This window comes from Chloroherpetonaceae bacterium (assembly GCA_025056565.1).
Lineage (GTDB): Bacteria > Bacteroidota > Chlorobiia > Chlorobiales > Thermochlorobacteraceae > Thermochlorobacter.
Genome location: JANWWA010000017.1, coordinates 36,249 through 54,562 on the forward strand (window position 1 = coordinate 36,249; position 18,314 = coordinate 54,562).

The window sequence follows — 18,314 nt, forward strand, 5'->3', positions numbered from 1 at the left end:
TATTAAGTGTATGCACTATGCGTAGGTGCATTATTTTGCTTGGCATTGTGGCGGCAGGCTGCACAGAGTTGATTTTTGCACAAACTCAGCTTGCTATTTCGCCAGAACTTTATAAGCAACGGCGATTGCACTTTATTGCGCAAATGCCAGATAGCTCTCTGGCACTGTTTTTTGCTGCTGAACCTAAGACACGTATCAATGACACCTACTACCCCTACCGGCAAGACAATGCGCTATTCTACCTCTCTGGTTGCCCAGAGCCATTTTCAGTGCTCATTCTTTTCAAATCACCTGTCGTGGTCGGGCAGCAAATGACGCGTGAGGTGCTCTTCGTGCAACCACGCGACCCCAGCGAGGAAATCTGGACAGGGCGCCGACTTGGTGCAGCAGGGGCTCGCCAGACCCTTCAAGTTGAGGTGACGGAGACGATAGATAAACTCGAGGAATTTTTGACACGCTTTGCAAAGGAGCAGCGCACGGCATTTACGACTGTGCTCTTTCCAAATACTCACCTGCGTAACCGCTCTGCCATTCCTACTGCACAGCTTTCGACTGAGCAGCTTTTCAAGCAGGCCGGGTTTATTGTGCAGAGTGCTTTGCCGATTTTAGCCAAGATGCGCGTTACCAAATCGCCCGAAGAAATACGCCTCATTCAGAAAGCTACGGATATCACGGTTGCGGCACACCTGCAAGCGATCATGTCGTGCGAACCTGATATGTATGAGTATGAGCTGGCTGCAGTCGCCGAGTACGTCTTCAAAAGGATGGGCTGTGCTTACACGGCCTATCCAAGCATCGTTGGTTCTGGCGAAAACAGCGTGATTTTGCATTACGATGCGGTGCGCAAAAAAATGCGGAGCGGCGAACTCGTGGTGATGGATATGGCTGGTGAATATGAAGGTTATGCATCAGATGTGACGCGCACTATTCCTGTCAGCGGCAAGTTCAGTCCTGAACAGCGTGCCATCTATGAGTTGGTTTTGAAGGCGCAAGAGGCGGCTATTGCAGAATGCAGAGCAGGCAACCCTTTTCATGCGCCGCATCTTAAAGCCGTTGAGGTGATTGCAGACGGTTTATTGAAACTGGGCATCATTCAAGACCGCAGAGACTACAGGCGTTACTTTATGCACGGTTCCAGTCACCATGTTGGCTTAGATGTGCATGACCCCAGTTTCGGCACGCTCGGTGAAAATCAAGTTATCACCGTAGAACCGGGCATCTACATTGCGGAGGGGTCGCTCTGCGATAGGAAGTGGTGGAATATCGGTGTGCGCATTGAAGATGTCGTACTTATTACCAAAGATGGGCCGCGTGTGCTTTCGGCAGCATTGCCCAAAAACCCCGATGCGATTGAAACCTTGATGCAACAGAGAGGTTTGGGTAATCTTGCGCTGCCTACTTCGCCTTAGTGCTTGGCAGCTTGCCACGCTGCTATCCCCCGATTGGCAGCACCAGAATTTTTGCGATATTAGGCTCAGCCCATAGCACTTAGGGGTTATTGCGATGAAGAGCGAAGATGGATTGGCTGAATCGTCTCTCCACACGATTAGGGTTACTGCGTGCCGAGGTCTTGATGGTGAGCGGAGCGTTGCTGCTTTTCATAGCAGGAGTAACGCTCAAATTTTTTTGGGGCTACGCAGAGCGAGCAGAACTGGTTGAGAAAGCACAAACGGAACTCTTGCTTGGCAATGAACCTGATAGCTTGTTAGCCGCTGAGGCGCAGCTTTACGAGCAAAGCCAGACAGATACGGTCCGACATGCAGCGCCCCAAAGAAAGCTCAACTTCAACACAGCGACTCAGGAAGAGTTGGAAGCCTTGCCAGATATTGGTGCTGTGCTCGCAGATCGGCTCATACGTTTTCGTGCATACAAGGGTGGCAAATTGCATTCGCTCGATGAGCTTTTGGAGGTGAAAGGCATTACACCTGCTCGACTGCGCACGCTTAAAGCGCACTTAACTCTGGAATAAAGCCAATTGTTCAATGTCCCAAATTGGAATTTCCTTCGAGAAAACGGCAATTTGCCTTGCACTCGTCAATCGTGGCGAGAGTGGGTGGTATCATGTGCAGGAGTGTAGTGAATTAGCATTCAACGCCGACCTTTATGCAGACCTACTTGACAAAGGTCACCCCAAGTTGGTCTCTGAGGTTACGCAGAAACTCACGCAACTTTTAACCAAACTCTCGCCCCAGAAAGTTGCAGTTTGCTTAAATCTGACTGGCATCAAAGCCCTACCCATCCAGTTAGAAAAGCAGTTAGATGCTGAGATTTTTGAAGAAGAGTGCCGCCACGAAGCTGCGCTCTTTCTGCGTGAGCCTGACAACTATGTTTGGCAATCTGTGCAAGTTAGCAGTGCGCAGCCCGATCGCTTCGATCGCTATGTGCTGCTATTTATGCCCGCACGGTACTTAACTCGCCTGAAGGTCTTGCTGTTGCCTACGCGCAAAGCCATCAACCTGATTGATGTAGCTCACATCTCGTTGCATCACTTGCAGCTTAATCCTCAAACGCGTGCTGCGATTCTTGAACTGGAGCCGAATTATGTGGCGCTTAGCACAATGCTCATGCCGAATTTCGAGACCTTTTCTTTCACTCCGCTGAACGCCGATACAGACCTTGCTTATTTTGCGCTTTCAGCGATTCAGCAACTGCCCTCACCCTGCCCGATTAGCGTGGTTGGGAGCGCCGCCACTCAAGAGACAATTTCATTCATTGCCCAAGCAACTGGTTTAACCATCTTGCACGCCAGTTTGCCTAAAAATTTTGTAGTGAGTGCACAAGTCGGCGAGCCTGAAACGTATCTGAAAGCAATTAGCTGCGCAGTAAAAGCCATGAGTTTACCATCTTAGGCGCGTTGCCCCTTGTTACTCTTCACCTTCTCTTTGCAAAGGAGAGGGAAACAATTCCGATGCGGTCGGAATCAGACGGTGAGGCTAGCGAGACTACACAAGTGCTGAAACATTGCATTAAGCCGACGTGCCGACGAATTTGTCAGCACTACCTCAGTGCGGTTGAAGTGGCGATTGAATTAAACCGCACACACCTTACATTCTTTTTCCTTTCTGAGGGGGCAAGTAAATTCAGCCAGTTCGTGCTTTTTTGAAGTCGAGGTTATTTTTAGGCTATGCCTACAATTGGAATTGTTGCGCACCTGTCACCACGCGTCTCATTCTTGATGCGTATTATTGGCTCGCAGTCGATGAAAGCCGAGCTTTTTACACCCGATTTTATTGATGCAATTGACCAAGACATTGATTTGCTGTATGTAGAGGTGCTTGATGATGAAACAGGGCTTTCTCTTATTGAACTGCTGCACGACAAGTTCTGGGCCACACCAATTGTGGGATTCTCCAATCACTCTCGCATTGACTTTGCGATTAAAGTATTTCGGGCTGGCGCAAGCGATATGCTCATTTTTTCAAACGATGTAGCCAAAGATAGCATTGAGACAGCGGATTCATTGCATCGTGCGCTGCGCCTTCGTCAGAAATTGCTTCTGCGCCAGTCCCTACTGGCTACTTCTTCTGCTAAGGAGCTGGTTCGCCCTTCCACATTGCGCCCACATGGCTTTATCTACCAACTGCCACAACCTATAATTGTGCTTGATAAGCACCTTGCGATTCTTTCTATGAATCACGGCGCTGAAGATCTCATTGGACTTGACGAGAAGAACGCCATTGGCAAAGATCTGTCGCTTTTCTTTAGCATCTCCCCTGAAGAGCGTGAAAGAATCCTTGCTGGTCACAGTTTTCGAAGCGAAATGCTGGTGCAGCACGGCGATGAAACCAAAACGATGGGCTACTCCATTTCGCCACGTGTGATGGATAATGGAGAATTAGATGGCGCTGTAATGATTTTCAAGGATATTACCGAAGACCGCCGCCGTCGTCAGCAGGCTGAAAAAGCTGAGAAAATGCAGACGCTTGGCGAGATTGCTGCAGCAATTTCACACGAGGTGAAAAATCCACTGGCAGGCATTAAGTCAATGGTGCAAGCCGTAATGCTTGACTTAGACCCTGACTCTGAGCCCTATCAATACCTCAAGCGCATCTCACAAGAAGTCGATCGCATCAATCACTTCATTGAAAACACCTTTGCGTTTGCTCGTCATCGCCGTCCACGCATCATTCGCAGCTCTATTACTGAAATTTTAGAATCGGTGATTTCACTGCTTGCTGAAAATTGCAAGCGCTCACAAATTGAGGTGATTCGCGATTATGCCGAAGACTTGCCCACCCTGCGCATCGACCCTGAGCAAATTCGGCAGGTGTTTTTGAACATTATGCTCAATGCAATTGAGGCTACTGAGCAAAGCCCTATTGGGAAGCGCTGGATTCACATTACAGTTCGCCCCACTATGCTTAAACAAGGCAGCGATACGGTGCGCTACTTAGACATCCAATTTCACGACTCAGGTCCAGGCGTGCCAGAATCCGTGCTTGCCAAAATTTTTGACCCATTTTTCACTACAAAGCCAAATGGCACAGGACTTGGGTTAGCGATTTGTTTCAAAATTGTCAGTGAACACGGCGGTCGCATTGAAGTGAGCAATTCTGCAGAAGGCGGAGCGATTGTGTCGGTAAAGTTGCCATTGGTCTTCAAAACTACCTTTGAGCAATCGCCAGTTGTAGAGGCAGTTCAGCCCTAAATGCGAGTAGTGTAGCGGATTAGCGATACAGCTTTCTCTACGATTTCGGCGGCTGGCATCAGCGCCAGACACTTTGGCACGCCAAATTTGCATGTGGTTGAGATGCATGGCGCACACGGTAAGCCTTGCACTCGCACCCCTACCGCTCCTTCTTGATGATACGGTGCGGTGTTGCGTTCATTACCTGCTCCATAGAGCACCACAGTAGGCGTGCCCACTGCATTTGCTAAATGCGCTGTGCCTGAGTCCGTTGAAATGACAAGACTTACGGCGGCTAAAACGCCTGCTAATGTTTTGACTGATGTCCGTCCTGCCAAATTTACCACACGCTTCGGCTCAGGAAGTTGCTGGCAAAATTTTTCTGTGTAAGTCTGTTCTTTCGGCGAGCCCGTTAAGACCAATACCGCTTCTGGCAATTGTCGCAAAAGTTCTGTTGCAATCTCTACCCCTTTCTCTATTGGCACTACTTTCGATGGACTTTCTGAATTGAGATTGAGCGCAATCTTCGGCTTCAGTGCAAATTCAGTCAGCAAGGTATCGCTGGGTGGCACCAGCTTTACGCAGAGCGGCTCAATCGGCTTACTTACAAACGGCGACAGCAGATGTGCATACTCTTCGCTGCGGTGCTTATTGGTAGGCTTGCGGAGCGCATCGGTTAGTAGCGCCCTGCGTTGATTGGCACAAAACCCTACGCGACGCTTTGCGCGGCTGAAGACCCCCATCAAGGCTGCCGAGAATGAATCAGGGAGCGAGAAATACACATCGACATCGTGAAAGCCAGATGCAAAGCGGTATAGACCCCGCACCCCACGATAGGTTTGCTTGGAGAAGCGATGAATCTGTGAGATAGCTGGCACAAGCTCCAGCAAATCTGCAATTTCTGCCTTCGCAATCGCTTCAATGCGCGCTTCAGGGAAGACTTCAGGCAGCTTGTGCAAAAAGCCAAGGCTCATTACCAAATCGCCCAGCCAGTTGGGCGTGCGCACCAAAATTTTCTTCGGCGCATTCATTTCTACAAGATTGGCTGTATGTCTTGCGTCTCGAGCCTTCGCGCCTGCTTTTTGCAGAGCTGTGTTTCCTCGCAGAGCTTCTCAATAGCGTCTGAGACGCGCACAATTGGGATTTGGTTAATGCTGCCTTCGTTAGGACTGAGCAGCAGGGCAAACGGTGATTGATACGGATACCACTCTGCAATGCTGCGCAGCGTTGCATACAGTCCAACAACAGGTACACCTGCAGCCGACGCAATGTGGACAGTTGCCGTATCAGGCGTCAGCACAAACTTCGCACCTGAGATTGCCGCCGCAGCCGAGAGCAGTGGCAGCATTAGTGCTTGGCAGCGTGCATTCCGCACGGTTTCAACAACAGTTTGCACCACTTGCTTTTCAGCAGGCGCACCTGTTACGAACACAAACCAGTCTGGAAATCGACGCAGCAGCATTTGACAGGCTTCTACGACGCGCTCTTTTGCCCAAGCACAGTCGGGCTTGAAGCGAGAAGCAGCCACATTGACCACGCAATATGGGTTGCCAGCGTGTCTGGGCAGATTTTCCAGCGAGCCTGTCTTTAGAAAAAGATTCTCTTTCGGCGGCATAAACTCTAAGCCCTCACGGTGGGCAATTTCATCTATCGCATCAAAATCGCATTCGTTTAGCGACAGGTAGGTCTGTGTATCCGCTTCATGGGTTGGCCTAACTGGTTCAATTGCATTCATCACGGCGCGCAGCATCGTGCGTCCCCAATGTTCCTCGAAGGCAATCATCGGCGTTTGGTAATCGAACACCAGCCCATAAATCGCTGCACGTTTGTCGTGCTCAATAGCAATTTTTTTTGCTTCTCTTGAAATCAGTGTAGCAAGCACAGCAGCTTTTGCGGAGCGAATATGCCCCGTAGCCACAATCACATCGTATTGGTTTTGGCGTGCGCACTGAATTGCCTTGCGCCATGAAGGCCAGTCAAAACTCTTGTCAGGGTGAATTGGGAAGGCTGCACGCACTTGCACATCGCTGCACGCAAGTGAGTGATTGGCATGAGAGCTAATCATATCAATCTCAATATGTGGCAAGGCTGCTTTCAGCCAGCGCAAGATGGGTGTTGCGCAGATGTAGTCGCCAATTTTGTCGTATCGAAAAACCAGAATGCGTCTCAGGTCTGCGCCGTTTATTTTCTCAGTAGGTGGTTGCCAGTGCCATTTTCCGCTCAGCAGTGCAAAAAAGAGATGGCGTAGGCGGTCGGAGGGCGTATCTGGCACATTGCGCGGCCTTGCTCGGTTGGCTGCTTGCCACTCTGCAATATCCCAACGCGCATAGCGCTGGTAGTCCAAAAAGGAGTAGCGTGGATTAAAGGCAGGGTGATTGCGGCGTGTAAAAATTGGCACATCAACCATAGACGGACTGCATCTGTTCTTGCCAGAGTGATTCGGTTGCTTCTAGCACGGCTTCAACGCCGATAGCTTGGATTGAGTCGGCACGGGTTTCCAAAGCACGATGCGGTGCGCGGTATGGTAGCCAGACCATCGGTAGGCCTTCTGCACGAGAGTATAGCACCACTTGCGGCACTTTCCATGCAGCTGCAATATGCACAATTGCGGTATCGGGCGAAAGCAGTGCATCACACTGCACCAGCATTGCTGCAAATTCGTCGAGCGTTGGCACAATCGGGGCAAGGCGGCTATTGGTGGCCGCAGCAATCTGCTCAGCTTCCTGCCTATCCAAGTGATGCGCAAACACGACTACTTCGACTTCACTATGCTGCGCCTTAAATGCGCTGATAAACCTGATGAAATTGTCTTTGCCCCAATACCGCCATCGGTCGCCAGCTGAAATGTTAATTCCAAAGCGATAGCGTGCCAACTTCTCACCCAATCGCTGACGAGCATGCTCCAGCAAATGCGGCGACAGTGGATACTCCAACTCCAGCGACTCTTGGTTTGGGTCAATGCCGAATGGCAGCAGCAGCTGTGCCAGACGCTCAACAATGTGCGTGCAGTTGCGGTCGAGCATCGGCACAAGGTAGGTGTAGCTGGCTGCATTTGATTTTTCAATGCCTACTGCGGACACATCAAGCAGCTTGATCAGCACCGATGAGGTAGCGGAGGCATTATCCATTAAGTCGACTACAGCATGGTAGCGTGCTGCACGCAATTGGCGAACCAGCCATAGACTTTTTAGTGCTGACTTTTCATACTGCCAACATTGGTTTGCGTAGCGCCGCACGTGTGGTGCTAAGGCGAAGTTATGCTTGCTCAGCAAGACATCAATTTGCATCTCTGGGAAATGCGTTCTCAGCACGCGCAGCAAGGGGAGTGAGATAATTGCGTCGCCTAATTTGTCGTGGCGCAATAGCAAAATGCGGCTATTTGGCGCAAAGAGTGGCACGGGCACGCGAACATAGACAGGTAGTCTATTTCCTGAACGCACCAGCCAGTTCCGCAGATAGCGCTCGAGGGATTTAAGTGGCATTGGTTTCACTTGATTGTTCTAATGCAAACTGCATTTCGTAGAAGCGCTTATACAGCCCATCTTGTTGCAAAAGCGAGAAGTGGTTACCACGCTCACGAATTTCACCGCGCTCCAAAACAAGAATTGTGTTCGCATTCTTAATGGTTGAGAGACGATGCGCAATCACAAGCGCTGTGCGCTGCTGCATAGCTTGATCTATGGCGTCTTGCACCAGTTTCTCAGATTCATTGTCAAGGGCGCTGGTGGCCTCATCAAAGATGAGCATTGGCGGATTCTTGAGCATAGCCCGCGCAATTGAGAGACGCTGACGCTGACCGCCCGAGAGACGCACGCCGCGCTCGCCAATTACAGTTTGATACTGCTCAGGCAATTCCATAATGAAGTGATGCGCATTGGCAATTTTAGCAGCTGCCACAATTTCAGCTTCACTGACTTCTCGCCCCGCACCATAGCGAATGTTGTTTGCGACGGTGTCATTGAAAAGCACAACCTCTTGGCTCACTACGCCAAAGAGCCGCCTTAAGTCTTGCAAGTCAAACTCCTTGATATTGATGCCATCAATCAGAATAGCACCTCGCTCGACATCGTAGAAGCGCAAGAGCAAATCTACAATCGTTGACTTGCCAGAGCCGGACGGTCCGACCAACGCGACCACTTCACCCACACGAATTTCAAACGACACATCTCTTAGCACATACTGCTCTCCATAACGGAACCAGACTTTTTCAAATGTGATACCTTTTTCAATTCTGGAGATGCGGCGCTTGCCACTTTGAATCTTGGGTTCAGTATCCAAGATTTCGAAAAGCTGGGCTGCGGCACTCATTCCTTCTTGAACGCGTGCATTGGTTTCGGCAATCACCTTAATCGGACTCATTATCGAGTAAAGCCCAAAGGCAAAGAAAACTAACTCTGATGAGGTCATCTCGCCTTGAAACACTTGCAATCCACCAAACCAGAGCACACCTGCAATCGCCGAAATGCCCAGCGTTTCATTCAGTGGGCTAAGCGCACCGCGTAGACTGTAGATTTTTAGCGTGGCTCGACGATACAAGTCTGTCAGGGTGGCAAAGCGTTTCGCCTCGAAGGCTTCTGTAACCATCGCTTTGACCAGTTTAATGCCGCTGAAGACTTCCTGCGCACGGGCATTCATCTCGCCTGATCGGTCTTGAATTACATCAGCTTGCCTTCGAATGACTTGGCTAATAAAGCGAATTGCCGCAAGGCTTAGAAGCGAAACGCCGAAGGCAAAAAGTGTGAGTTTCCAGCTTACAATTATCAGCACGGCAAGGTAGCACACGGCCAAAATCCCATTGCGGAGCAGGTTCATCAAGCTACCACTTACTTGTGTTTGAATGAGGTAAATATCGCTACCGACGCGCTGCATTAGCATTCCAACCCGATGCCGATGAAAGTAGTCCAAACCAAGTGAGAGAATTTTCTCAAAGACGTGGTTACGCAGCTTGTTTGCGCTCTTGGTCTCGACATAGACCATCAAGCGATTGTTTAAGTAGAGAAAAAAGTTTTTGAGCAGAAATGTAATGACAAGAAATAGACAGATATTGCGCAGCGTGTTTTCTTGCGTGTCACTGTAAAGCAAGGCTTTTAGGTAAGCGAGAACTTGTTCTTTTAGGCGCTGTGAGTCCAGCGCGCTTAGCGCAGTTGGCGATATGCTTGCCGTCGCTGTGATCTGTTCAGGCATTGTAGCAACGCTAGCGCCGGCTTTGTTTGTGCTAAATACGGCATCTAACAACGGCAGAATCGTATAGATGGATACCACGCTGAAAAGTGAGGTGAGTAGCCCCAACACAACGGCAAGAATAAGGTGTCGCCCGTCGGGCGCAAGATAGCGCAGCACGCGTAAGTAGAGCCGTGTGTTACTCGCTTTTGCAGGTTTAGCCATACCGCAATATCTCAATTTTCACACAATCTTTTTGATAGCGGCAGCAAAAGACAGGCGACACACTCGCCGCTGTACGCTTCGCCTATTTGCTTTTCGCCTATCGCATCACGGCACCACTTTGACGCCACGCCAGAATGCCACATATCCTTTGATTCGCTTCGCATGCTCCTTTGGGTCGGGGTAATACCATGCGGCATCTTTGTTGACCTCACCATCCACCACTACATCGTAGTAGCTCGCTACGCCTTTCCAGCTGCAGACTGTTTTTAAGTCGCTCTCCCTAAGAAATTCTTTTCGGACGGACTCTGGCGGAAAGTAGTGGTTTCCCTCCAGCTCAATCGTTTGGTCGCTTTCTGCAAGCACCTGATTTTTCCAAATTGCTTTCATCGCTGAAGTGCAAGTTTGACTGCTGCAGCAAAAACCAGTTTCGCTTTGCCACAACGCTGCTACGCTTCTTAGCGTTTTTTGTTGTGTTCGCATCTCCTGCTCAGTTCTCTCTAACTTTTATTACTTTTGCGCTTTGTGAAGCCAGAGTTTTTTCCTATTATTGCAGCCCTTTCCCCGAGGGCAATTGTTCAGGGAAAGACAGTTTTGAGCAGATTTCGTTAACCATAAAACCCGGCGTTCCTCCTCTCTGGGAACAGCACCGGCGAAAAACAAGAGAGAAAGGATAATCTGAATGGCAGAAACGCAAGTCGCTGAAGCAACGGCTCAACACGATAAAGCAAATGGCAGCACTGCAGCAGCAAGCGATACGGTGAAGACAAAGAAGCCCACCCGTGTTCGATTCTTTGCTGACTATCAAGATGAAGAATTGAAGCGGCTGGAATCAATGTATTCTGAGACGCTCAGCGAACTCACTGAGGGCGAGATTGTAAAGGGACGGGTGGTGCATATCTCCGACAAGGATGTCTCTGTCGATGTCGGCTTCAAGTCTGAGGGCATCATTCCTCTCATTGAATTCCGTGACCCCAGCGAGCTTAAAGTAGGCGATGAAATTGAAGTCTATCTGGAAAGCATTGAAGACAAGTCAGGGCAGCTTATTCTCTCTAAGCGCAAAGCGGACGCGTTACGGATTTGGGAGAAAATCTACGAGTCGCTCGAGAAGGGCACGACCATTATGGGCAAAATTGTTGCACGCGTCAAAGGCGGTATGACCGTCTCACTTAGTGGCGTCGAGGCCTTTTTGCCCGGGTCGCAAATCGATGTCAAGCCTGTGCGTGATTTCGATGCGCTGGTGGGACAAACAATGGAGTTTCGGGTCGTCAAGATTAATCCTCTTACGCAAAACATTGTCGTCAGCCACAAGGTTATCCTCGAAGCAGAGTATGAAGCCCGCCGCAAAGAAATGCTGGCTAACATCAAGGTGGGTATGGTGCTTGAAGGCACTGTGAAAAACATCACCGACTTTGGCATTTTCGTCGATTTGGGTGGATTAGACGGCCTTGTGCACATCACGGATATTACTTGGGGGCGCATTACACATCCCTCCGAAGCCGTTAAGCTTGATGACCCAATCAAGGTTGTAGTAATCGGCTACGACGAAGAAAAGCAGCGCGTCTCGCTGGGAATGAAGCAACTGACGCCGCATCCGTGGGAGAATATTGACGCCAAGTATCAAGTCGGTATGAAAGTGAAAGGCAAGGTGGTCTCAATTACGGATTACGGCGTATTTGTTGAAATTGAGAAGGGCATTGAGGGGCTTGTGCACATTAGCGAGATGAGCTGGACTCAGCACATCAAGCACCCCAACCAGTTCGTCTCTATGGGGCAGGAAGTCGAGTGCGTCATTTTGAACATTGACAAGGAGAATACCAAACTCTCGCTTTCAATGAAGCAAGTGGAGGCTGACCCATGGCTGAAGCTGGCTGAGAAATATGCCCCTGACACAATTCACAAAGGCATCGTGCGCAACCTTACGGATTTTGGGGTCTTTGTAGAACTCGAGCCCGGCGTTGACGGTCTTGTGCATATCTCAGATCTTTCTTGGACAAAGAAAATCCGTCACCCCGGCGAGTTGGTTAAGAAGAATGATGAAATCATGGTCAAGGTGCTTAAAGTAGATGTCAAGGCACGACGTATTGCACTGGGACACAAGCAAATCACAGAAGACCCCTGGCCTACCTTTGAGGCTGCTTATACCGTTGGCACTGAGACCAAAGGCAAGATTACTCAAATCATTGAGAAAGGGGTGGTTGTCGAGCTGCCTCTGGGCGTGGATGGCTTCGTGCCCGCTTCCCATCTTTTGCAAGGTGGCGTACGCGACATTCACTCTTCATTCAGAATCAATGATGAACTGCCTCTGAAAGTCATTGAATTTGACAAAGAAAATCGCCGCATTATTCTCTCTGCTTTGGAGTATTTCAAAGGCAAAAGCAAAGAGGAAATCGAGGAGTATATGCGTGCGCATCCTAACGAAAAACAAAAGATTCAAGAAGCCTCGGCAGCACTTGATGTGCCGCCCGCGGCAGAGTCTGCACCAACTAAGCCTGAGCAACCTGAGTAGCGTAGCACAGTCTCGGGCGGACTCTCAGTCCGCCCTTCTTGTTTCAAGTTAGCCGGCAGAAAGACCAATAGGCTCACGCAACTGCTGCGCATCACAGACTACATTCCTCTTAATACTCTCTGTTTAGCAAGGCTTTCTCAATTTTGTTTTGCTGCGGCTTTTTGTAACTTCACAGCCCAATTTTACTACACAAAATGGCAATTGAGGTAAGCCTTGTGATACTCACTCACATCACCCTCCTGAGCAGGGAGTTTCCTTTCTTCAAACATACTTCCAGTATTTAACTATGACAATTCAGCAAAGTCTCTATAAGGAACCTGCACCGATCAAGGATAAAGAGAATCCCTTTGAGTCCATGATGGCGCGCTTCGAGGTTGCGGCACAAATTTTGAACCTCGAAGAAGGGGTCTATGAGTATCTCAAAACTCCCGTCAAGCAAATCATCGTCTCTATCCCAATTCAGATGGATAGTGGCAAGATTGAAGTCTTTGAGGGCTATCGCGTCATTCACAACGATACGCTTGGACCGTCGAAAGGAGGGATTCGATATGCGCCTGATGTAACTTTAGATGAAGTTAAAGCCTTAGCCGCATGGATGACTTGGAAATGTGCTATCTTGAACCTACCCTTTGGCGGCGCAAAAGGTGCGGTGAAGTGTGATCCCTCCAAGCTCACGCAAGTGGAAATTGAAAAAATTACGCGCCGCTACACAGCCAATCTTATGTCTGTCTTCGGACCTGATAAAGACATTCCTGCCCCTGACCTCAATACAAATGAACAGACGATGGCTTGGATTATGGATACCTACTCTATGCATGTGCAGCGCACGGAAAATGCAGTTGTTACTGGCAAGCCGATTATTCTGGGCGGGTCTTTGGGTCGCAAGGAAGCCACAGGTCGTGGGGTGATGATTTGCACCTTAGCGGCAATGGATAAGCTGGGTATGTCGCCCACAAGTTCTACCGTCGTGGTGCAAGGCTTTGGCAATGTTGGCTCCGTTTCGGCAAAATTGCTCTACGAACAAGGTTGCAAAATCGTAGGAATTAGTGACATCACGGGTGGCTACTACAACCCAAATGGGTTTGATATACCCAAAGTGATTGAGTATGTGCAGAAGAATAAATCGCTGGCTGGGTATACGGAAGGCGACCCTATTACGAATGAAGAGCTTCTGGAGCTACCATGCGATGTGCTGGTGCCTGCTGCGCGCGAAGACCAAATCACGGCGCGTAATGCTCACAAACTTCGCTGCCGCCTGATTGTGGAGGGCGCTAATGGACCGATGACAGCTGATGCTGAGCCGATTGTTTCCGATAGAGGCATTCACACCGTGCCCGATATCTTAGCGAATGCGGGTGGTGTCACGGTTTCGTACTTCGAGTGGGTGCAAGATAGGCAAGGTTACTTCTGGTCGCTTGAGCGCGTCAACCGCCGCTTGGAACGCGCCATGCGTAATGCCTTTGAAGCTGTCTATCAAACAGCCCAAGCATACAAGCAAACCTTGCGCATCGGGGCATACATTTTAGCTATTGATAAGGTCGCCAAGACACTCAAGCTGCGTGGCATTTATGCCTAAACATTACGAAAAGTAGCTTCAGGCAATTACTTTTTGTAACAACTCTTTCTTGAAGTGTGCAAATTCAGCAAGATTTTGCAGGGAAAAGTTTGGCACGGTTTTGGATGTTAGCACTGGTAGAGATAACGCAAGTTATCTCCGTGTTTTTGTTTTGGGTGATGAGGGGGGGCATACTGGGCAACCAGTATGCCTTTAATTTTTTCCGAAATTTCCCCCAATCTCTGGCAGAATAATTGTAAATTTGCCGTCAATCGAAGGCAAGCGTAACCTGACGCAATCGCTGTACACTATGCGAATTATTTTCTTTACAGGGAAAGGTGGGGTTGGAAAGACCAGCTCAGCAGCTGCTACGGCTCTACGCTGTGCAGAGCTTGGCTACAATACGGTTGTGATGTCTACTGACCCAGCCCATAGCTTAGCTGATTCACTTGGCGTGCCGCTTTCTGGAAAGGTGCAAACTGTTCTGCCACGGCTTGATGCTGTCGAGGTCGATCCTTATGTTGAATTGAATGAAAACTGGGGTGCGATTCGCGATTTCGTGGCAAGCCTTCTCATCACGCTCGGCGCTGAAGAAAGCATCGCTGGCGAACTTGCTTCTATCCCTGGAATGGCCGAACTGTTTAGCTTATTGCGCTTGCGTGATTTTTACAGCAAAGGGCAGTATGATGTCGTTGTCGTAGATATGGCGCCAACGGGCGAAACTTTGCGTCTGCTTTCACTGCCCGAAGTCTTGGCTTGGCTGCTGAAGGTTACGCGTGTCATTGAAAAATACATTATGGCGCCAGTGCTTCGTCCTATCTCGAAAGTCACTCCCGGTCTTGACAAAATTGTCGCCCCTGAGCACGTTGCGATGATGTGGGACCGCTCTTTAGACCGCTTGAAAGACATTCGCGAGATTATGGACAAAAAAGCCGTTACTTCCGCCCGCCTTGTCATGAACCCTGAAAAGATGGTTATTGCCGAATCGCAGCGTGCAATGACTTATCTTAACCTCTACGGTATGCATGTCGATGCCGCTATTGTAAACCGTGTTATCCCCGAAGAAGCCAAAGACGGCTACTATGCCGAGTGGTATGCGTCGCAAAAGAGATACTTAGAGATTATTGAGAATGACTTTTCACCGATGCCTATTTTTAGAGTGCCCTTATTTAAGAGCGAAGTTACAGGTATTGACCGCCTTCGGCTTCTTGCAGAGAAACTTTATGGCGATGTTGACCCTGCAAAACTGCTCTATGAAGAAAAGCCGATTGCAATTCGTCAAGAGGAACATGGCGCCGTGCTGCGCTTAAAACTCCCTTTTGCTCCGACTGACAAGATTCAGCTCTCACGCTTGGGTGCAACGCTCACTTTGCGTGTTGGCACACGATACCGCGACATTGTGCTGCCTGACTCACTAGCAGGCTTAGAGCCACAAGAAGCCCTCATGCTTCAAGATGGGTATCTGGAAATTAAGTTCGTGCAGCCTGCGCTGGCTGAAGCTCCATCAGCAAGATAACCCCTAAGTACGCCGCTTCAAAGCAAGCATATTACACCACGTTGCTCACTACTTTTGTAGTGCCACAGCGCCGCCTATGTTTTTGATGCGGAAGTTTTGGCGGTGTGGATTAACTTTGCCAAAGTCTTCACTCGGGTCTCTAACGCAAATTTTTTCAGTTATGTCTCGCGCTAAAACAGTCAAGCACATATTTGTAACGGGTGGTGTGGTTTCATCGTTAGGTAAAGGCATTATGTCTGCCTCGCTTGGTGCTTTGCTTAAAGCTCGCGGTCTGCGCGTTACAATTCAGAAATATGACCCCTACATTAATGTAGATCCCGGAACTATGTCGCCCTACCAACACGGCGAGGTCTATGTAACGGACGACGGCGCAGAGACGGACTTGGATTTAGGCTACTACGAGCGCTTTCTCGATGTTGTAACCTCGCAAGCGAACAACGTCACAATGGGGCGCATTTACAAAGACGTAATTGATAAAGAGCGGCGAGGTGATTACTTGGGTGTAACAGTGCAAGTTGTGCCTCACGTGATTGATGAAATCAAGCGCAGAATGTTGGAATTAGCTCATACTGGCAAGTATGATATTATCATCACCGAAGTAGGTGGGACGGTCGGCGATATTGAAGCCTCTCCTTTTCTGGAAGCAATGCGACAACTCAAACTGCAGCTCGGGGCTCGCAACCTTATCAACATTCATCTGACGCTTGTGCCATTCATCAAATCGGCTATGGAGCTAAAAACCAAGCCGACGCAGCATAGCGTCAGAATGCTTTTGGAATCTGGCGTGCAGCCCGATATTCTCGTTTGCCGCAGTGAAAAATCGCTTTCTAAAGACATTAAGCACAAAATCGGTCTTTTCTGCAATCTCTCTGACGCTGATGTCATTAGCTTGCGCGATGCAGAGACAATTTACGAAGTGCCTCTCATTTTGCACGAGGAGGGCTTAGACAGCCTCGTGTTAAAAAAGCTCGGCGTGCGCAGCCAAACCGAGTGCGACCTCAGTGATTGGGCGGCTTTTTCGCACAAGGTTAAGTTTCCCAAAGATGGCACAGTGCGTGTGGCGCTCGTCGGCAAATACACGGAGTATCCTGATGCATACAAGTCTATTTTTGAAGCCTTTGTGCACGCTGGTGCGGCAAACGATGTCAAAGTGTTGGTCAAGCTACTACGCTCCGAAGACATTGAGGACGGGAAAATCACGATTGATGAGGCGCTTCGTGACGTTTCAGGTGTCTTGGTTGCCCCTGGCTTTGGCAGTCGCGGCATTGAAGGCAAAATTGAGGTAATCCGCCATGTGCGAGAGCGCAACATTCCATTCTTCGGCATCTGTCTCGGTATGCAATGCGCGGTTATTGAATTTGCTCGCAATGTTTGTGGCTTGGAGGGTGCAAATTCTACGGAGTTCCAGAAAAAGACAAAATACCCCGTGATTGATTTAATGGAGACGCAGAAGCACATTACAGAGAAAGGGGGCACGATGCGCCTAGGCAGTTATCCGTGTGTTCTGGAGGAGGGCACTAAGTCGTTCAAAGCATATGGAAAGCAGCTTATTACGGAGCGGCATCGACATCGATATGAGTTTAACAATCAATTTCGTGAGCTGTTTCAGTCAAAAGGTATGGTGCTGGCAGGGGTTTCGCCTGACAATGAACTGGTGGAGATTATTGAGCTGCCTTCGCATCGCTGGTTTGTGGGCGTGCAGTTTCATCCAGAGTTAAAATCACGCGTGCACAAAGTGCATCCGCTTTTTAACGCATTTGTAGCGGAAGCTAAAGCCTTCCGTGATGAGCGCCTTAGTGAAGAAATCAGTGAGGCAATGCAAACCGTGCCGAAGTGATGCCTGTGCTGCAAAAGCGTGTATGGGACATCTTAGATGTTGCGCCAGAAGGCGATCGACTTAGTCAGCTCGAGAGCGCTTTTATGCTCACGCTGATTTTGCTTAATGCTTTTGCAGTTATCTTGGGCACGGTCGAGTCAATTGAAGTAAAGTATGGCGTGTGGCTACACTATTTCGAGGTCTTTTCAATCTTGATTTTTACGCTGGAGTATGTTGGACGCTTGTGGTCGTGTGTGGTCGTCGAAAAGTATGCCCACCCGATTATTGGCAGGCTACGCTTTGCGCTGACCTTTGATTCCATTGTCGATCTTATCTCCGTTCTGCCATTTTATCTCTCGTTCCTTGTTATTGACCTACGCATTCTGCGACTGCTGCGATTTATTCGGCTGTTTCGCCTATTGAAACTCACGCGATATGCCACAGCACTGGTCTTGCTGAAAGAAACCTTTCGTTCTCGACGCGCAGAATTAGGCGTAACGGTACTTCTGTTGCTGGTTGTGCTCACAATTGCTGCAACACTGATGTATTTTGCAGAAAAAGATGCGCAGCCCGATAAGTTTAGCGACATTCCATCGGCGATGTGGTGGGCAGTGATTACGCTCACGACAATTGGCTATGGTGATGTGTTTCCTGTAACGATGCTTGGCAAGTTCATCGGCGGGCTTATTGCCGTCTTAGGGATTGGGTTCGTTGCGTTGCCAACTGGTATCATCAGCGTCGGCTTTGTGGAGGAACTGCGTGCATATCGCGAGAGGCTGAAAAAAGCAAAAATGGGTGCTTCTACTCCTGAGGCGCTGCAGTGCCGATGCCCACACTGCGGTAAAGAGATTGAGTTGCACTTGTCATCGCGCACATCGTAGAGATTCGTTGCAGCTGTAAGTGCTGGGC

15 protein-coding genes are annotated in these 18,314 nt (G+C 49.3%); 10 read left to right on the top strand and 5 right to left on the bottom strand.

Going from position 1 to position 18,314, the window contains the following annotated elements; all coding sequences use genetic code 11:
- Positions 1 to 17 precede the first annotated feature (17 nt).
- The 5 genes from NZM05_11485 to NZM05_11505 all read left to right on the top strand — a co-directional run bounded on the left by NZM05_11485 (position 18) and on the right by NZM05_11505 (position 4,648).
- On the top strand, positions 18 to 1,409 hold the full coding sequence (locus NZM05_11485) for an aminopeptidase P N-terminal domain-containing protein (protein MCS7014235.1): 1,392 nt from the start codon (positions 18 to 20) through the stop codon (positions 1,407 to 1,409).
- A 107-nt stretch (positions 1,410 to 1,516) separates the two neighbouring features.
- Entirely contained in the window at positions 1,517 to 1,969 is a 453-nt protein-coding gene (locus tag NZM05_11490) for a helix-hairpin-helix domain-containing protein (protein ID MCS7014236.1), read from the top strand.
- A gap of 13 nt (positions 1,970 to 1,982) precedes the next feature.
- On the top strand, positions 1,983 to 2,849 hold the full coding sequence (locus tag NZM05_11495) for a hypothetical protein (GenBank protein MCS7014237.1): 867 nt from the start codon (positions 1,983 to 1,985) through the stop codon (positions 2,847 to 2,849).
- Positions 2,850 to 2,908: 59 nt separating this feature from the next.
- Positions 2,909 to 3,103 carry a hypothetical protein gene (locus NZM05_11500; protein ID MCS7014238.1) on the top strand — a complete coding sequence of 65 codons (195 nt, stop codon included), beginning with the start codon at positions 2,909 to 2,911 and terminating at the stop codon, positions 3,101 to 3,103.
- Positions 3,104 to 3,124: 21 nt separating this feature from the next.
- On the top strand, positions 3,125 to 4,648 hold the full coding sequence (locus NZM05_11505) for an ATP-binding protein (protein ID MCS7014239.1): 1,524 nt from the start codon (positions 3,125 to 3,127) through the stop codon (positions 4,646 to 4,648).
- On the opposite strand, the gene NZM05_11510 is transcribed toward NZM05_11505, so the two are convergent.
- The 5 genes from NZM05_11510 to NZM05_11530 form a co-directional block, all read right to left on the bottom strand.
- Positions 4,645 to 5,658 (bottom strand): glycosyltransferase family 9 protein, encoded by a 1,014-nt coding sequence (locus NZM05_11510; protein MCS7014240.1) that lies wholly within the window; start codon positions 5,656 to 5,658, stop codon positions 4,645 to 4,647. The genes NZM05_11505 and NZM05_11510 overlap by 4 nt on opposite strands.
- A 2-nt stretch (positions 5,659 to 5,660) precedes the next feature.
- Complete coding sequence (locus NZM05_11515; protein ID MCS7014241.1) at positions 5,661 to 7,034, bottom strand: hypothetical protein; 1,374 nt, start codon at positions 7,032 to 7,034, stop codon at positions 5,661 to 5,663.
- On the bottom strand, positions 7,027 to 8,109 hold the full coding sequence (locus NZM05_11520) for a glycosyltransferase family 9 protein (protein MCS7014242.1): 1,083 nt from the start codon (positions 8,107 to 8,109) through the stop codon (positions 7,027 to 7,029). Before NZM05_11520 ends, NZM05_11515 begins: the two co-directional genes overlap by 8 nt.
- Complete coding sequence (locus tag NZM05_11525) at positions 8,099 to 10,012, bottom strand: ABC transporter ATP-binding protein/permease (protein ID MCS7014243.1); 1,914 nt, start codon at positions 10,010 to 10,012, stop codon at positions 8,099 to 8,101. Before NZM05_11525 ends, NZM05_11520 begins: the two co-directional genes overlap by 11 nt.
- Before the next feature lie 105 nt (positions 10,013 to 10,117).
- A complete protein-coding gene (locus NZM05_11530; protein MCS7014244.1) occupies positions 10,118 to 10,399 on the bottom strand; it encodes a DUF427 domain-containing protein in 282 nt (93 codons plus the stop codon).
- A gap of 292 nt (positions 10,400 to 10,691) precedes the next feature.
- Here NZM05_11530 and rpsA point away from each other — a divergent pair, with 292 nt between their 5' ends.
- From rpsA to NZM05_11555, 5 genes are all read left to right on the top strand, one after another.
- Positions 10,692 to 12,518, top strand: coding sequence for a 30S ribosomal protein S1 (rpsA, locus tag NZM05_11535; protein MCS7014245.1), 1,827 nt, complete (start codon positions 10,692 to 10,694; stop codon positions 12,516 to 12,518).
- Between the two features lie 286 nt (positions 12,519 to 12,804).
- On the top strand, positions 12,805 to 14,094 hold the full coding sequence (locus NZM05_11540) for a Glu/Leu/Phe/Val dehydrogenase (GenBank protein ID MCS7014246.1): 1,290 nt from the start codon (positions 12,805 to 12,807) through the stop codon (positions 14,092 to 14,094).
- Between the two features lie 289 nt (positions 14,095 to 14,383).
- On the top strand, positions 14,384 to 15,589 hold the full coding sequence (locus NZM05_11545) for an ArsA family ATPase (GenBank protein ID MCS7014247.1): 1,206 nt from the start codon (positions 14,384 to 14,386) through the stop codon (positions 15,587 to 15,589).
- 160 nt (positions 15,590 to 15,749) lie between these two features.
- Entirely contained in the window at positions 15,750 to 17,426 is a 1,677-nt protein-coding gene (locus NZM05_11550) for a CTP synthase (protein ID MCS7014248.1), read from the top strand.
- A complete protein-coding gene (locus NZM05_11555; GenBank protein ID MCS7014249.1) occupies positions 17,426 to 18,286 on the top strand; it encodes an ion transporter in 861 nt (286 codons plus the stop codon). Before NZM05_11550 ends, NZM05_11555 begins: the two co-directional genes overlap by 1 nt.
- Positions 18,287 to 18,314 lie beyond the last annotated feature (28 nt).

Excerpts from the sequence above, each read along its gene's own strand:
- NZM05_11540 (MCS7014246.1), top strand. The coding sequence starts at position 12,805 with ATGACAATTCAGCAAAGTCTCTATAAGGAACCTGCACCGATCAAGGAT.
- NZM05_11545 (MCS7014247.1), top strand. The coding sequence starts at position 14,384 with ATGCGAATTATTTTCTTTACAGGGAAAGGTGGGGTTGGAAAGACCAGC.
- NZM05_11505 (MCS7014239.1), top strand. The coding sequence starts at position 3,125 with ATGCCTACAATTGGAATTGTTGCGCACCTGTCACCACGCGTCTCATTC.
- NZM05_11500 (MCS7014238.1), top strand. The coding sequence starts at position 2,909 with ATGCGGTCGGAATCAGACGGTGAGGCTAGCGAGACTACACAAGTGCTG.
- NZM05_11555 (MCS7014249.1), top strand. The coding sequence starts at position 17,426 with ATGCCTGTGCTGCAAAAGCGTGTATGGGACATCTTAGATGTTGCGCCA.
- rpsA (MCS7014245.1), top strand. The coding sequence starts at position 10,692 with ATGGCAGAAACGCAAGTCGCTGAAGCAACGGCTCAACACGATAAAGCA.
- NZM05_11530 (MCS7014244.1), bottom strand. The coding sequence starts at position 10,399 with ATGAAAGCAATTTGGAAAAATCAGGTGCTTGCAGAAAGCGACCAAACG.
- NZM05_11490 (MCS7014236.1), top strand. The coding sequence starts at position 1,517 with ATGGATTGGCTGAATCGTCTCTCCACACGATTAGGGTTACTGCGTGCC.
- NZM05_11550 (MCS7014248.1), top strand. The coding sequence starts at position 15,750 with ATGTCTCGCGCTAAAACAGTCAAGCACATATTTGTAACGGGTGGTGTG.
- NZM05_11495 (MCS7014237.1), top strand. The coding sequence starts at position 1,983 with ATGTCCCAAATTGGAATTTCCTTCGAGAAAACGGCAATTTGCCTTGCA.
- NZM05_11525 (MCS7014243.1), bottom strand. The coding sequence starts at position 10,012 with ATGGCTAAACCTGCAAAAGCGAGTAACACACGGCTCTACTTACGCGTG.
- NZM05_11520 (MCS7014242.1), bottom strand. The coding sequence starts at position 8,109 with ATGCCACTTAAATCCCTCGAGCGCTATCTGCGGAACTGGCTGGTGCGT.
- NZM05_11485 (MCS7014235.1), top strand. The coding sequence starts at position 18 with ATGCGTAGGTGCATTATTTTGCTTGGCATTGTGGCGGCAGGCTGCACA.
- NZM05_11515 (MCS7014241.1), bottom strand. The coding sequence starts at position 7,034 with ATGGTTGATGTGCCAATTTTTACACGCCGCAATCACCCTGCCTTTAAT.
- NZM05_11510 (MCS7014240.1), bottom strand. The coding sequence starts at position 5,658 with ATGAATGCGCCGAAGAAAATTTTGGTGCGCACGCCCAACTGGCTGGGC.